The sequence below is a fragment of the Rhodopseudomonas rhenobacensis genome, from assembly GCF_014203125.1.
In the GTDB taxonomy this organism is placed as follows: Bacteria; Pseudomonadota; Alphaproteobacteria; order Rhizobiales; family Xanthobacteraceae; genus Rhodopseudomonas_A; species Rhodopseudomonas_A rhenobacensis.
This window is the reverse complement of record NZ_JACHIH010000013.1, coordinates 66194-80730: the sequence shown is the minus strand read 5'-3', so window position 1 is coordinate 80730 and position 14537 is coordinate 66194. Positions and strand designations below refer to the sequence as shown.

General features: G+C 65.6%; 12 protein-coding genes. 1 reads left to right on the top strand and 11 read right to left on the bottom strand.

Features of this window, described 5'->3' with window-relative positions; genetic code table 11:
- Window positions 1–251 precede the first annotated feature (251 nt).
- From HNR60_RS12080 to rimP, 9 genes are all read right to left on the bottom strand, one after another.
- Complete coding sequence (locus HNR60_RS12080; protein WP_184257756.1) at window positions 252–986, bottom strand: superoxide dismutase; 735 nt, start codon at window positions 984–986, stop codon at window positions 252–254.
- Between the two features lie 283 nt (window positions 987–1269).
- Complete coding sequence (pnp, locus tag HNR60_RS12075) at window positions 1270–3417, bottom strand: polyribonucleotide nucleotidyltransferase (RefSeq protein ID WP_184257754.1); 2148 nt, start codon at window positions 3415–3417, stop codon at window positions 1270–1272.
- 358 nt (window positions 3418–3775) lie between these two features.
- Window positions 3776–4045: a 30S ribosomal protein S15 gene (gene rpsO, locus HNR60_RS12070; RefSeq protein WP_011470966.1), complete on the bottom strand. Its 270-nt coding sequence runs from the start codon at window positions 4043–4045 to the stop codon at window positions 3776–3778.
- A 2-nt stretch (window positions 4046–4047) separates the two neighbouring features.
- Window positions 4048–5115, bottom strand: a complete 1068-nt coding sequence (gene truB, locus HNR60_RS12065) for a tRNA pseudouridine(55) synthase TruB (RefSeq protein ID WP_246432917.1) — start codon at window positions 5113–5115, stop codon at window positions 4048–4050.
- An 80-nt stretch (window positions 5116–5195) separates the two neighbouring features.
- Entirely contained in the window at window positions 5196–5609 is a 414-nt protein-coding gene (rbfA, locus tag HNR60_RS12060; RefSeq protein ID WP_184257750.1) for a 30S ribosome-binding factor RbfA, read from the bottom strand.
- 214 nt (window positions 5610–5823) lie between these two features.
- Complete coding sequence (infB, locus tag HNR60_RS12055; RefSeq protein WP_184257749.1) at window positions 5824–8466, bottom strand: translation initiation factor IF-2; 2643 nt, start codon at window positions 8464–8466, stop codon at window positions 5824–5826.
- 18 nt (window positions 8467–8484) lie between these two features.
- On the bottom strand, window positions 8485–9189 hold the full coding sequence (locus HNR60_RS12050; RefSeq protein ID WP_184257747.1) for an RNA-binding protein: 705 nt from the start codon (window positions 9187–9189) through the stop codon (window positions 8485–8487).
- Between the two features lie 16 nt (window positions 9190–9205).
- Window positions 9206–10819 (bottom strand): transcription termination factor NusA, encoded by a 1614-nt coding sequence (nusA, locus tag HNR60_RS12045; protein ID WP_184257745.1) that lies wholly within the window; start codon window positions 10817–10819, stop codon window positions 9206–9208.
- A gap of 2 nt (window positions 10820–10821) precedes the next feature.
- Window positions 10822–11610: a ribosome maturation factor RimP gene (gene rimP / locus HNR60_RS12040; protein WP_184257743.1), complete on the bottom strand. Its 789-nt coding sequence runs from the start codon at window positions 11608–11610 to the stop codon at window positions 10822–10824.
- A 326-nt stretch (window positions 11611–11936) separates the two neighbouring features.
- On the opposite strand from rimP, the gene HNR60_RS12035 reads away from it, so the two are divergent.
- Window positions 11937–13022 carry a DUF2336 domain-containing protein gene (locus HNR60_RS12035; RefSeq protein WP_184257741.1) on the top strand — a complete coding sequence of 362 codons (1086 nt, stop codon included), beginning with the start codon at window positions 11937–11939 and terminating at the stop codon, window positions 13020–13022.
- Window positions 13023–13051: 29 nt separating this feature from the next.
- On the opposite strand, the gene trmB is transcribed toward HNR60_RS12035, so the two are convergent.
- Both trmB and HNR60_RS12025 read right to left on the bottom strand, forming a co-directional pair.
- Window positions 13052–13798, bottom strand: a complete 747-nt coding sequence (gene trmB / locus HNR60_RS12030; protein ID WP_184257739.1) for a tRNA (guanosine(46)-N7)-methyltransferase TrmB — start codon at window positions 13796–13798, stop codon at window positions 13052–13054.
- A 186-nt stretch (window positions 13799–13984) separates the two neighbouring features.
- Window positions 13985–14401: a helix-turn-helix domain-containing protein gene (locus tag HNR60_RS12025; RefSeq protein WP_184257737.1), complete on the bottom strand. Its 417-nt coding sequence runs from the start codon at window positions 14399–14401 to the stop codon at window positions 13985–13987.
- Window positions 14402–14537: the final 136 nt, after the last annotated feature.

Below are 14537 nucleotides of genomic sequence, written 5' to 3'. Positions count from 1 at the left end.
GTCATTCCGGTTTGCGAATTCGTTAGAACGAGCAAGTCCGGAATCCATACTCCCTGCGGTGGTTATGGATCCCGGGTTCACTCGCAGCTGACGCTGCTGTGCCCCGGAATGACGGCCCGGGGCTCTTGAACCGCATCACTCCTAACCGAAGCTGCTCCAGCCGCGTTGGTTGGCGCGAGCGGCACGGATGAGCAAAAGGGCGGCCTTGCGGGCCGCCCTCCTGATAGTTGCGGCAGCTCGCCTTGCGCCGGTCAGACGCCGAGCTGACCGGCCTTGGCGGCGGCGTAGCGTTCGCCGACCTTGTTCCAATTCACCGTGTTCCACCAGGCTTTGAGATAATCGGCGCGGCGGTTCTGGTAATTGAGATAATAGGCGTGCTCCCAGACGTCGTTGCCGAGCAGCGCGCGCTTGCCGTCCATCATCGGATTGTCCTGATTCGGACGGGTCTCGATCGCCAGCTTGCCGTCCTTGCTGACGGTCACGAACACCCAGCCCGAACCGAACTGCCGGCCGCCGGCAGCGTTGAAATCGGCCTGGAACTTCTCCATGCCGCCAAGGTCGCGGTCGATCGCGGCCAACACCTCGCCGGCCGGCTTGCCGCCGTTCGGGCCCATGATCTCCCAGAACATCGTGTGATTGGCGTGGCCGCCAAGATTGTTGCGCACGCCGGTGCGGATCGCCTCCGGCACGTCGCCGAGGTTGCCCAGCACCTCGGGCACCGGCATCGACGCCAGCTTCGGATTGTCCTTGGCGAAACTATTGAGATTGCTGACGTAGGCCTGGTGGTGCTTGCCGTGGTGGATCTCCATGGTCTTGGCGTCGATATGCGGCTCCAGTGCAGCAACCGGATAGGGCAGCGGCGGCAGCGTGAACGGGCCTGTCGGCGCCGCGGTCGTGGCCTGCGCGAACGCCAAGCGCGGCGCGGCCGCGGCAGCGACGATGCCGGTAGCGGCCATCATCAGATGGCGTCGGGACAATAATGACATGGGGGTTCCTCCGTTGCGGCGATTTGCCTGCCGTCAATGACTCACATGTCCCGACCCGGTTCCGCCCGCAACCGGCATCGCGCCGCACTGCGACGGAGTACCGCAGCGCCGATCGATCGCACGCGACCGGGCGCGGCACCTCGGAGGACTACGTGAGCACGGCGCCTCTTCGTATTTGGCGGGAGCCGCTCCGCGCAAACGAGAAAGGGCGGCCTCGCGGCCGCCCTTTCGTCGATTTGCTGATCGCGTTCACGCCCGGCTCGCGCCGATCGCGACGAAACGCTTACTCCGCGGCGGTGGCGCCCTCGGCGGCCTTCTGCTTGGCCTCGAGGTCTTCGCCGGTTTCCTGATCGACCACCTTCATCGACAGCCGGGTCTTGCCGCGGTCGTCGAAGCCCAAGAGCTTGACCTTGACCTTGTCGCCTTCCTTGACGACGTCGGAGGTCTTCTGCACCCGGCCGGCGGCGAGCTGGCTGATGTGCACGAGGCCGTCCTTGGCGCCGAAGAAGTTCACGAAGGCGCCGAACTCCATGACCTTGACGACGGTGCCGTCATAGATCGCGTTGAGCTCGGGGTCGGAGGCGATCGACTTGATCCACTTGATCGCGGCCTTGATCGATTCGCCGTCGCTGGAGGCGACCTTGACGGTGCCGTCGTCGTCGATGTTGACCTTGGCGCCGGTCTTTTCGACGATCTCGCGGATCACCTTGCCGCCGGTGCCGATCACTTCACGGATCTTGTCGGTGGCGATCTTGAAGGTCTCGATGCGCGGCGCGTATTCGCCGAGTTCGGCGCGGGCGTTGGTCAGGGCCTTCGACATCTCACCGAGAATGTGGATGCGTCCGTCCTTGGCCTGGCCGAGCGCCACCTTCATGATCTCCTCGGTGATGCCGGCGATCTTGATGTCCATCTGCAGCGAGGTGATGCCCTGCTCGGTGCCGGCCACCTTGAAGTCCATGTCGCCGAGATGATCCTCGTCGCCGAGGATGTCGGAGAGCACCGCGAAGCGCTCGCCTTCCAGGATCAGCCCCATCGCGATGCCCGCGGTCGGCCGCTTCAACGGCACGCCGGCGTCCATCAGCGCGAGAGACGCGCCGCACACCGAGGCCATCGAGGACGAGCCGTTCGACTCGGTGATCTCGGAGACCACGCGCACGGTGTAGGGGAACTCGTGATGCGGCGGCAGCACCGGATGAATCGCGCGCCAGGCGAGCTTGCCGTGGCCGATTTCGCGACGCTTGGTGCCGCCCATGCGGCCGGTTTCGCCGACCGAGTAGGGAGGAAAGTTGTAGTGCAGCAGGAAGGTCTCTTTGTAGGTGCCGGACAGCGAGTCGATGTACTGCTCGTCCTCGCCGGTGCCGAGCGTGGTGACCACCATCGCCTGGGTTTCGCCGCGGGTGAACAGCGCCGAACCGTGGGCGCGCGGCAGCACGCCGACTTCTGCGATGATGTTGCGCACGGTCTTGCTGTCACGGCCGTCGATGCGCTTGCCGGTGTCGAGGATGTTCCAGCGAACGATCTTGGCTTCCAGTTCCTTGAACACGCCGGCGATCCGCAGCTTGTCGTATTGCGGCTCCTGGCCTTCCGGGAAGTAGTGCGCCATCACCTTTTCCTTGGCCTTGCCGACCGCTGCGTAGCGATCCTGCTTGACCGGAATGGCGTAGGCGGCGCGCAGCTCGGGCTCGATGAGACCGAGGATCTCCTTCTCGAGCACGCTCTCGTCGACCACTGCGACTTCGCGCGGCTCCTTGGCGGCCTTCTCGGCGAGCTCGATGATCGCCTGCACCACCGGCTGGAAGTGCCGGTGACCGAACATCACCGCGCCGAGCATGATGTCTTCGTTGAGTTCCTTGGCTTCGGATTCCACCATCAAGACGGCGTCGGCGGTGCCGGCGACGACGAGGTCCAACTGGGTCTCGACCATCTCGTCGAGCACCGGGTTGAGCACGTATTCGTCGTTGATGAAGCCGACGCGGGCGGCGCCGATCGGGCCCTTGAACGGCGCTCCGGACAAGGTCAGCGCGGCCGAGGAGGCGACCAGCGCGAGAATATCGGGATCGTTCTCCATGTCGTGGGACAGCACGGTGACGATCACCTGGGTCTCGTTGCGCCAGCCGTCGACGAACAGCGGACGGATCGGACGGTCGATCAGGCGGGAGACCAGGGTCTCCTTCTCGGTCGGACGGCCTTCGCGCTTGAAGTAACCGCCGGGGATGCGGCCGGCGGCGTAGGTCTTCTCGATGTAGTCGACGGTCAGCGGCAGGAAGTCGACGCCTTCCTTGGCGGACTTGGCGGCCACCACGGTGGCGAGCACCACGGTCTCGCCGTAAGTGGCGACGACGGCGCCGTCAGCCTGACGGGCGATCTTGCCGGTCTCAAGCTTGAGCGGACGCCCACCCCAATCGATTTCGACTGAATGAATATTGAACATTGCGTGTTTCTTTCATGAGTTCACGAAAGGCACGAACGCCCAAACCCCGAAAACCATGCGCAAGATTGCGAGACGCTGAACCGGCCGCGTGCGGCGTCAGCGTCCGGCGATCCTGCCATGGTTTTCGAGCCCTGGATGGCGTCCATCCTCCCGTGGGTGCGGACAAGTCCTTCGGACGCTTGCCCGCGCGACGGACCCCTTGCCCGTCATCGTCCAGCCGCCGGAGTGCTGCTGGACATCTGGTTGCGGGCCATCGACTGGCCCGCACATCGGATGCATAGGAGGCGGACGGAACCGGGATGACCCGTGGTCCCACCCTATGCAAAAACGCGCGCCGGGGTCGGCGCGCGAAATTCGCTCAACGACGGATGTTGTGCTTCTCGAGCAGCGCCTTGTAGCGCGCCTCGTCCTTCTTCTTGACGTAGTCCAAGAGCGAACGACGGGTCGACACCAGCTTCAAAAGGCCACGGCGGGAATGGTTGTCCTTGACGTGGGTCTTGAAGTGGCTGGTGAGGTTGGCGATGCGTTCCGACAGGATCGCGACCTGAACCTCGGGCGACCCGGTGTCGCCGGCCTTCTTCGCATTGGTCTTGATGACTTCCGCTTTGCGTTCTGCGGTAATCGACATCGTCAGTTACTTTCCTTAGCGATCGAACTGGCGGTCAGTCCGTTCAGGTTGAACACGCGCTTGGGGATGAGTTCGCCATTGCCAAGTTCGGCGAGGGCCAAAAGCCGGCCGGCCACCGTGACATAAACTGTGCCGCTACAGTTGGGCGCATCCCGTCCGCGCAACAAAACGGCCTGACCCCGGTGGAGTCTTGCCGCATCAGCCCGTGTGACGGCCAGCGCCGGGATGTCGTCCAGCGCGGTCTCAACGGGCAAAAGCGCGTCGGCGAGGCTACCCTCGCCGGACGCGGCTCTATCGCATAAAGCCTCCAACTGTTCCAGCGGAATCATATCTTGCTCGCCGAACGGCCCGACCAGGGTGCGGCGCAGCGCGCAGATATGGCCGTAGCAGCCGAGAATTCGCCCCATGTCGCGGGCCAAAGCCCGCACATAGGTGCCCTTGCCGCATTCGGCCTCGAACGTCGAATGGCCGTCATCCGGCTGATCGACCAGGGTTAATTCGTGGATCACCACCGGGCGGGGAACCAAGGGCACGATTTCGCCGTCGCGCGCCATGTCGTAGGCGCGCTCGCCTTGGATCTTGATCGCGGAATATTGCGGCGGAGTCTGTTCGATCTCGCCGGTGAATTGCGGCAGCAGCGCGCGAATCGCCTCGACGCTCGGACGCAGCTCGCTGGTCGCGGTGGCGCGGCCCTCGGTGTCGTCGGTGTCGCGCTCCTCGCCCCAGGCCACGGTGAAGCGATAGCGCTTGCGGCCGTCCATCACGAACGGCACCGTCTTGGTGGCTTCGCCCATCGCGATCGGCAAGCCGCCGGAGGCGAGCGGATCGAGCGTGCCGGCGTGGCCGGCGCGCTTGGCGGAGAACAACCGCTTCACCACCGCGACCGCGTGGGTCGAGGTCATGCCGATCGGCTTGTCCAGCACCACCCAGCCGTGGACGTCGCGCTTGTCGCGGCGCGGCTGACCGTTCTGCTTCGGCTTGCCGCCGCGGCCGTTCTGCCGCGGATCGTTGTTGCCGCGCGGGGCGCGGTCATCCTGCTCGGGCTGCAGCGTTAACTGATCGGACACCATCGCGGCCGAATTCGGGGTGGTCGCGTCGATCGGCTCGTCGCTCGGCGGGTCGATCACGGCGGTGGCGGTGGTTTCGTTCATCAGTTTTCGTCCGAATCATGCTGGAGGTCTTTTTGGACCGCGGGTGTTCTCAGTAATTTCTCGATCCGTTCCGCTTCGTCGAATCGGTCGTCGACGCGGAAGCGCAGATCGGGTGCGAATTTCAGGTTAACGCGCCGCGCCACCTCGCCGCGCAGGAACTTCTTGTTGGCCTCGAGCGCGGTCAGCACGATCTCGGTATCGCGGCCGCCGAGCGGCATCACATAGACGGTGGCGAGCTTCAGATCCGGCGACATCCGCACTTCCGGCACGGTGATCAGATGGCCTTCCAGCACCGGATCGTGCACGCCGCCCTGCGACAGGATGTCGGCGATGGCGTGGCGCACGGTCTCGGAGACCCGCAACTGGCGCTGCGACCCGCCCGGGGTCTGGGTCTTTTGATGATGTTTCGGCATCGTTGATGTCCAATAGCCTCATGGTTCGAGACGCGCAGTCGAGACGACTGCGCTCCTCACCATGAGGTCTGCGGTTGTTTGGCCTCTGATCCACTGGAGCAGAGTTGTTCCTCATCCTGAGGAGCCCGGCATCGCTCGAAGAGCGGCGCCGGGCGTCTCGAAGGATGAGGCAGCAAAACGCGTTAGGCGATCAGGCGCGCGGTAAGACTTGGACTTACAGCGAGCGTTGGATCGTCTCGACGCGATAACACTCGATCACGTCGCCGGCGCGCATGTCGCCGTAGTTCTCGAACGCCATGCCGCATTCCTGACCGGACTGCACTTCCTTCACTTCGTCCTTGAACCGCTTCAGCGTCGACAGCTTGCCTTCGTGAACCACGACGTTGTCGCGGATCAGTCGGACATTGGCGCCGCGTTCCACCGAACCGTCGGTGACCCGGCAGCCGGCGACCTTGCCGACCTTGGAGATGTTGAAGACTTCCAGGATCAGCGCGTTGCCGAGCATGGTTTCGCGCAAGGTCGGCGCCAGCAGGCCCGACATCGCCTTCTTCACGTCGTCGACCAGGTCGTAGATGATGTTGTAGTAGCGGATCTCGATGCCGTTGCGCTTGGCGGCCGCGGCCGCTTCCTTATGCGCACGGACGTTGAAGCCGATGATCGCGGCGTTGAAACCTTCCGCCAGCGTGACGTCGGATTCCGAGATGCCGCCGACGCCGGCATGCAGGATGCGCGCGGTCACTTCGTCGGTGCCGAGCTTCTCCAGCGAGCCGAGGATCGCTTCCAGCGAGCCCGCCACGTCGGCCTTGATGATCAGCGGGAAGTCCTTGCGGCCGGTGGTCTTGAGCTGGCTCATCATCTGCTCGAGCGAGCCGCGCAGGCCGGACACGGCCGAGGCGGACTTCTCGCGCTTCTGATGCGCACGATAGCTCGTCACCTGACGGGCACGGGCTTCGCTGTCGACCACCGCCATGCGGTCGCCGGCTTCCGGCGGGCCGTTGAAGCCGAGCACTTCCACCGGCACCGAGGGGCCGGCTTCGGTCAAGGTGACGCCCTGATCGGAGATCAGCGCACGGACGCGGCCCATTTCGGCGCCGGCGACGATGATGTCGCCGACCCGCAGCGTGCCGCGCTGCACCAGCACGGTCGCAACCGGACCGCGGCCGCGATCGAGCTTGGCTTCGATCACGGTGCCTTCGGCGGGACGCTCGGTGTTGGTCTTGAGGTCGAGCAGTTCGGCCTGCAGGGCGATCATTTCCAACAGCTTGTCGAGGTTGGTCTTGTTCTTGGCCGAAACCTCGACGTCGACGACGTCGCCGCCGAGCGATTCCACCTGGATGCCGTATTGCAACAGCTCGGTGCGGACCCGCTCCGGCTTGGCGTCTTGCTTGTCGATCTTGTTGATCGCCACGATCACCGGAACCTTGGCGGCCTTGGCGTGATTGATCGCCTCGATGGTCTGCGGCATCACGCCGTCATCGGCGGCGACCACCAGCACCACGATATCGGTGACCTTGGCGCCGCGGGCGCGCATCGCGGTGAACGCGGCGTGGCCCGGGGTGTCGATGAAGGTGATCTTCTTGCCGCTTTCCGGCGAGGTGACCTGATAGGCGCCGATATGCTGGGTGATGCCGCCGGCTTCGCCGGACACCACATTGGCGTGGCGCAGCGCGTCCAAGAGCGAGGTCTTGCCGTGGTCGACGTGACCCATCACCGTCACCACCGGCGAACGCGGCTCGGTGTCGGTGGCGTCGTCGACGATGTCGAACAGGCCTTCTTCAACGTCGGACGCGGCGACGCGCTTGACGGTGTGGCCGAGTTCTTCGGCGATCAGCTGCGCAGTATCGGCGTCGATCACGTCGGTGATCTTCACCATCTGACCCTGCTTCATCAGCATCCGGATCACGTCCACGGCGCGCTCGGCCATACGGTTGGCGAGTTCCTGGATGGTGATGGCTTCCGGAATGATGACTTCGCGGACCAGCTTTTCCTTCGGCTCGTTGGCCGCATGGCCCTTCAGCCGCTGGGTGCGGCGACGGAACGAGGCGATCGAGCGCTCGCGGACGTCGTCGGCGCTGAGCGCGGTGACCAGCGTCAGGCGGCCGCGCTGCTTGGCGGGCGCGGGCTTGGCGGTCGGCTTCGGCGCGACCACGGGGCGCGCGGCGCCGCCGGGGCCACGGCGGATCTGCCGCGGACCTTCATCCTCGTCGGTGGCGTCGGCGGCCACGCCGGGGGCGCGCGCCGGCGCGCCGGGCTTCGCCGCGGTGGCGGTCGTCGCAGTCGTGGTCTTGGCGGGGGCGGCAGCGGCGGCCTTCTTGGCCTCCTCCTCGCCGAAACGTTTCTTGGCTTCGAGCTCGGCCTTGCGCTTGGCCTCTTCGTCGGCCCGGTGGCGCTCTTCCTCGGCCTTCTTGCGGGCCTCGGCGGCCTCGCGCTCGGCCTGTTCGATGCCTTCCTTGCTGTTGCGACGGGCGAGTTCGGCTTCCGCCGCCTTGCGCTCTTCCTCGTCGCGGATCCTTGCATCGGCCAGCGCCGAGGCGCGCGCGGTGCGTTCGTCCTCGGTCAGGGTGCGCAGCACCACGCCGGAGCCGCCGCCGCGGTGTTGCGACTGCGGCGGGCGCGACATCGGAGCACGGACCGGCGCGGGCTTCGCCGCCGCAACGGGCGCGGGCGCCGCCGGCGCATCGGCCGGGCCGTCGCCGCCAACCCGGCGCTTGCCGCGTTTTTCCACCACCACCTGCTTGGTACGGCCGTGGCTGAAGCTCTGGCGCACGGTGCCCTGCTCGACGCCTCGCTTGAGGGTCAAGGTCTTGCTCGGGCTGACGCTCAAAGTCTTGTCGCCAGGATTTTTCGTATCAACCATTCAGCAGTCCCAATCTCGTTACGCAGTGCGTGCCCGCACAGTCTTAGCCGTGAATTTGTTGGCCGTGGTGCTGTCGTCCGCCAGCCGGTATTTCACCAGAATCTGACTGCGCGACAGGACCGTCTTGCCCGCCGCGCCTCCGAGAAGCGCAGCATGTATCACATTTGATCGCCCGAGTGCCAAATCCAATTCGGCCGAAGTGAGAAATGTCACAACGGGGAATTCGCGCGATTCGGTCGTAAACAGGTCATTTTGCCGCGCAACGGCGTCCAGCTTGCGGATTCCGTCGGCGGCTCCGTCTAAAGCATGAAGCAGCGCCACCGCCTCGCCCTGGTTCAGCGCGGCTTCGACTTTGGAGAAGCCGCTGACCACCTGGCCGGCCTTGGCGGCCATCGCCAGCGCCTCGATCACCCCGCGCAGCATCGCCGCGTCGGTGACCACGGCCAGCGCCGCGGTGCCGCGCACCTCGCGCTTGAAGCCCTTGGCGAACAGATTGCGCCGCGCCGCCTCGGCCACCGCCGGGCGCGACGCGCTCACCCACAGCCCACGGCCCGGCAGCTTGCGCTTCAGGTCGGGGATCACCTCGCCCGAAGGCGCCAGAACGAACCGGATCAGTTCGTCGATCGGCCGCACGTCTCGCGACACCGCGCACATCCGCTCGGTCCCGGACCTTGCGGTCCGGGGTCCGTTGTCGAGATCTGCCGGGTCGGCGGAAGCGAGCATGTGCGTGACACCGCTCCTAAACCGGCTGGTCTTCGGACGCCTCGGCGTCGTCGGTCTTCTTGGCGAGGTCGGCCTCGGTGATCCAGCCGGCGATGACGCGGGCCTGCATGATCAGGGTCTCGGCGTCGGCGCGCGAGATTTCGTTGGCGTCGAGGATGCCCGGATACTTCACCGGCTCGCCGCCTTCCTTGCGCTCGCTCCAGCCGACCAGGTCGTCGGTGGCGCAGCCGGCCAGATCCTCGACGGTCTTGATGTCGTTCTCGCCGAACTTCACCAGCATCTTCGAGGTCACGCCCGGCACCGTCTTCAAAGCGTCTTCCACACCGAGTTCCTTACGTTTGGCTTCGAGCTCGGATTCGAGCTGTTCAAGATATTCGCGCGCCCGGCTCTGCAGTTCGTTGGCGGTCTCGTCGTCGAAGCCTTCGATGGAAGCGAGTTCCCGGACGTCGACCATGGCCAGCTCCTCGACCGAGGTGAAGCCTTCCGACGCCAGCAACTGGCCGACCACTTCGTCGACGTTCAGCGATTCCATGAAGACACGGGTGGAGTTCTCGAAATCGGCCTGGCGGCGCTCCGATTCCTCGGTCTCCGTCAGAATGTCGATATCCCATCCGGTGAGCTGCGAGGCCAGCCGCACGTTTTGCCCGCGCCGACCGATCGCTAGGGATAATTGGTTATTGGTGTCCGGAACCACAACCTCGATCCGCTCACGATCTTCGTCGATCACGACTTTCGAGACTTCAGCGGGCGCCAGCGCGTTGACCACGAAGGTGGCGATGTCCGGCGACCACGGGATGATGTCGATCTTCTCGCCCTGCAGCTCGTTGACCACCGCCTGCACGCGCGAGCCGCGCATGCCGACGCAGGCGCCGACCGGATCGACCGAGGAGTCGCGGGAAATCACGCCGATCTTGGCGCGCGAGCCGGGATCGCGGGCCACCGCCTTGATCTCGACGATGCCGTCGTAGATTTCCGGCACTTCCTGCGCGAACAGTTTCGCCATGAACTGCGGGTGGGTGCGGGAGAGGAAAATCTGCGGACCGCGGGTTTCGCGGCGGACGTCGAAGATATAGGCGCGGACCCGGTCGCCGTTGCGGAACACTTCGCGCGGCAGCATCTCGTCGCGGCGCACGATGGCTTCGCCGCGGCCGAGGTCGACGATCACGCTGCCGTATTCGACGCGCTTGACCACGCCGTTGACGATGTCGCCGATGCGGTCCTTGAATTCCTGATACTGCCGGTCGCGTTCGGCCTCGCGCACCTTCTGCACGATCACCTGCTTGGCCGACTGCGCGGCGATGCGGCCGTATTCCAACGGCGGCAGGGTGTCGGCGATGGTGTCGCCGATCTGCGCGCCGGGGTTGGCGCGCTGGGCGTCCTTCAATGAAATCTGGTTCGACGAGTTCTCGACTTCTTCGACCACCAGCATGTGGCGGGACAGCCTGAGCTCGCCCTTCTTGGCGTCGATCTCGGCGTGGACGTCGGTTTCGCTGCCGTAGCGGGCTCGCGCGGCCTTGGCGATGGCGTCCTCCATCGCGGCGATCACGATCGACCGATCGATCGATTTCTCGCGCGCAACGGCATCCGCAATCTGAAGCAGTTCGAGCTTGTTGGCGCTGACAGCGGCCATGTTCAGTCTCCTTCGGTGGGATCGGTTTGGCCCAACCGCTTGCGTTCGGCGGCGGCGAGCCGGTGTTCCTTGGTATTGGTCGGCGGCGGCTTCTTCGCCGCCTTGAGCTTGGCCTTCGGCAGCTTGGCTTTCGGCGCGTTGCTCTTGGTCGGATCGCTCTTCTTGGCGTGCGGCGGCGGCGGCGGCAGCACGCCGAGCTCCCGCTTCATCTCGCGCTCGGCGATCTTGCCGCGGCGCATCGATTCGGCGATCAATTCGTCGGTCAGCACCAGATTGGCGCTGGCGATATCCTCCAGCGGCAAGAGGGTGTTGGGGTCCTCGCCGTCGCGGGCGCCTTCGCGCGCCAGCAGCACGGCGTCGCCCTCGATGGGGCCGAGCAGGCCGCGGAAGCGCTTGCGGCCGCCGACCGCCACCGCCATCTCGATCTTGACCAGGTAGCCTTCATAGCGCTCGAAATCGGAGCGGCGGACCAGCGGGCGGTCGATCCCCGGCGAGGAAATCTCCAGCCGATAGGCGCGCTCGATCGGGTCGGCGATGTCCAGCACCGGCGACAGCGCGTGCGAAATCGCCTCGCAGTCCTCGACCAGCATGGTGCCGTCCGGCCGCTCGGCCATGATCTGCACCGTGCAGCCGAGTTCGCCGGACACCTTGATCCGCACCAGGCGGTAACCCATGCCCTGCAGCACCGGGCCGGCGACTGCGGCGACGCGCGCGCCGAGCCCAGGCTCGATCACCAGCCGCGGTTCGGCGAGCAGTTCGAGGTCGACGTCAGCGGTGGTCGGATCGGTCATGTCCAGGGTCAAATGCGATCTGTCGGGCATTGGTTGTGAGCTAGGCAGCCGCCGGAGGCGGTTGAAAGAACGAGCCGGCATCTCGCCCGCATCGGGTCGCTGCAGGTAATAAAAAAGAGCGGGTCCGGGAGGACCCACTCTCAATACAGCCTGTATGAGATACCAAGTTCATCGCGAATATAGCCGATCGCGCAACCAGCAGCAAGGCCCGCGAATCACGGGAACCGGGAATTCGCCGGCCTCCGCGGCGGCCCGGAATCTAACGTTTCCTTCATTCGAAGGGGCTAGATTTGCTCAACAATTTCCTCTCGCCCGCCGTGCCGCCCATGCCTCTTGCCCATGCCCTGCTGCCCGGTCTGGACGACATCGTCCGGAATGGTGACCCCGATCGCTGCGCCGATGCGGTGCGCCGTATCGCCGAGCTGTTCATCGCCGGCGCCGAAAATTTTCATGCCGATCACGTCAACTTGTTCGACGGCGTGTTGGCGACGCTGGTGCCGAAGACCGAAGCCGAGGTGCGCGGCGAATTGGCCGAGCGGCTGGCGTCGTTGTCCAACGCGCCGCCCGGGCTGGTTCGCAGTCTGGCGGAGGACGAGGAGATCCGCGTCGCCGCGCCGGTGCTGAGCCGCTCGCTGCTGATCGACGATGCCGTGCTGGTCGAGATCGCGAAGGCGCGCGGCCAGTCCCACCTGCTGGCGATCACGCAGCGGCCGACGCTGTCGCCGCCGCTCACCGAGGTGATCGTGGTGCGCGGCGACGGCGAGGTGGTGCGCAGGCTCGCCGGCAATGCCGGCGCGGAGTTCTCGCCGGTCGGCTATTCCGGCCTGGTCCGCCGCGCCGGACTGGACGACATGCTGGCGGTGACGATCGGCCAGCGCGAGGATCTGCCGGCGCCAGTGCTGAAGGAATTGCTGTCGGTCACCGTCGACGTGGTGCGGCGGCGGCTGTTCGACACCGCCAGGCCGGCCGCCAAGATCGCCATCAACCGGGCGATGAGCGAACTCGCCGCGGCCCCGCGCCAGCTCGCGGTGGTACGCGATTTCGGCCCGGCGCAGCGGCTGATCGTCCAGCTGCACAACGAGGCCGGGCTGACCGAAGCGGCGCTGCTCGGCTTCGCCAAGGCGTATCGCTACGAGGAATCCGTCGCCGCGTTGTCGGCGATGTCCGGGGTGCGGATCGCGACGCTCGACCAGTTGCTGATGGGCGAACGGCAGGATCCGATTCTGATCCTCGGCAAATCGATCGGCATCGAGTGGGCGACGGTGCGGGCGCTGATCGGGCTGCGGTTAGGTCCTGGCCGCGCGCCGTCGGCGCCGGACATCGAGGAGGCGCGGCTGAATTTTCAAAGGCTGGCGCCGACCACCGCGCTGCGGGTGCTGAATTTCTGGCGGATGCGCGAGCCGGGCAATTAGGCGTCGGCGTTAGCTGATAGCGTCGTTAGCTAATCACCCGACGTCCGCGCGAAATGCAAATAAGCGGCGCGGCGGCCCTCGCGCTCGGCCTTACGGCCGTAACGCGTCATGGTGTACCCGGCGAACGGCAGCTGCCAGTCGCAGGCGCGCTCCGCGGTCCAGCGAAATTCCGGCGACCGCAGCAGATGCGCCAGCGTCCAGGCGCAGTAATCGTCGATGTCGCTGACGAAGCGAAACGCGCCGCCGTCGCGCAGCACCCGCGCCATCGCGGCGACGCTGCTGTCCTGGACGAAACGCCGTTTCCAATGCCGCCGCTTCGGCCATGGATCGGGGTGGATCAGATCGACCCGCGCCAGCGACGAAGGCGGCGCCCAGGCCAGCAGCTCGGCGGCGTCGCCGGCGAACAGCCGGATGTTGCCGATCTGGCGCGCCTCGATCTGGGCCAGGATCTTCGCCATGCCGTTGACGTAAGGCTCGCAGCCGATGAAGCCGATCGCCGGATGCGCCTGCGCTTCCGCGATCAGATGCTCGCCGCCGCCGAAGCCGATCTCGAGCCGGACCTCGGCGATCTCGGGACCGAACAGCGCCTGCAGCCGGGCCGGCGCCGGTGCGCCGAGATCGAACGACAGCTGCGGCAACAGCTGCGCGATCAGATCAGCCTGATGGTTGCGCAGCTTATGACCCTTGCGGCGTCCGAAGAAGGCGCGCTCCGGCACCGTCGCCGCCGGGTCGGCAGCGTCGTCGCGGGAGTCCGGCAGGGTGATGGCGCTGGGCATGTGAGCAATTCCGGTTGAGCCGGCAAATCTACACCGTCCGGACTCACTCAGCAAAATTTGGAATTATTCTAAGCGGCGCTGGGCCGCGGGCGGGCGAATCGACGCGAAGCCGAAAGCCGGGCCGAACCGCGCGTGCGCGGTAAGGCAGGATTGCCGGAGTTCACTCTGAACTCGCAAGCATGGGTGTCAGCGCTGATCGGGCGCTTCGCGCGAAGCGATCTGTTCGACCAGGTCGACGATGCTCCGACGCAGCTTCGCATCGGTGATCCGCGTGAACGCGCGGGTCAGCGCCAGGCCTTCCGACGTGGCGAGAAAGTCCGACACATAGGCCGGCGACGCGGCTTCGGCGAAACCGTCGGCCTTGGCCAAACCGCCAGGACCGCCTTCGAACAGAAACGACACCGGCACCTGCAGGATCTCGGAGATCTGCTGGATGCGGCTGGCGCCAACACGGTTGGTGCCTTTTTCGTATTTCTGAACTTGCTGGAACGTCAGCCCGAGCGCCTCGCCAAGTTTTTCCTGACTCATGCCGAGCATGATGCGCCGCATGCGCACACGGCTGCCGACATATTTGTCAACAGGGTTGGGCGCTTTAGTCGACATCGTACGCACTCCTTGGAAATCGCGCGCAAAACCATTCGCGTGCACGGACAGGGAATACGCCCTAAATAATCGCCACGTCAAATCCGTGCAAACACCTGAACGAGATTTGCGGTTAATTTCAGCAAATCAGCAGCCG

What these genes read in the sequence shown, in the direction of transcription:
- truB (WP_246432917.1), bottom strand. Translation starts at nt 5,115, where the DNA reads ATGGTGTCCGATCAGTTAACGCTGCAGCCCGAGCAGGATGACCGCGCC.
- pnp (WP_184257754.1), bottom strand. Translation starts at nt 3,417, where the DNA reads ATGTTCAATATTCATTCAGTCGAAATCGATTGGGGTGGGCGTCCGCTC.
- HNR60_RS12080 (WP_184257756.1), bottom strand. Translation starts at nt 986, where the DNA reads ATGTCATTATTGTCCCGACGCCATCTGATGATGGCCGCTACCGGCATC.
- infB (WP_184257749.1), bottom strand. Translation starts at nt 8,466, where the DNA reads ATGGTTGATACGAAAAATCCTGGCGACAAGACTTTGAGCGTCAGCCCG.
- trmB (WP_184257739.1), bottom strand. Translation starts at nt 13,798, where the DNA reads ATGCCCAGCGCCATCACCCTGCCGGACTCCCGCGACGACGCTGCCGAC.
- rpsO (WP_011470966.1), bottom strand. Translation starts at nt 4,045, where the DNA reads ATGTCGATTACCGCAGAACGCAAAGCGGAAGTCATCAAGACCAATGCG.
- nusA (WP_184257745.1), bottom strand. Translation starts at nt 10,819, where the DNA reads ATGGCCGCTGTCAGCGCCAACAAGCTCGAACTGCTTCAGATTGCGGAT.
- HNR60_RS12025 (WP_184257737.1), bottom strand. Translation starts at nt 14,401, where the DNA reads ATGTCGACTAAAGCGCCCAACCCTGTTGACAAATATGTCGGCAGCCGT.
- HNR60_RS12035 (WP_184257741.1), top strand. Translation starts at nt 11,937, where the DNA reads ATGCCTCTTGCCCATGCCCTGCTGCCCGGTCTGGACGACATCGTCCGG.
- rimP (WP_184257743.1), bottom strand. Translation starts at nt 11,610, where the DNA reads ATGACCGATCCGACCACCGCTGACGTCGACCTCGAACTGCTCGCCGAA.
- HNR60_RS12050 (WP_184257747.1), bottom strand. Translation starts at nt 9,189, where the DNA reads ATGCTCGCTTCCGCCGACCCGGCAGATCTCGACAACGGACCCCGGACC.
- rbfA (WP_184257750.1), bottom strand. Translation starts at nt 5,609, where the DNA reads ATGCCGAAACATCATCAAAAGACCCAGACCCCGGGCGGGTCGCAGCGC.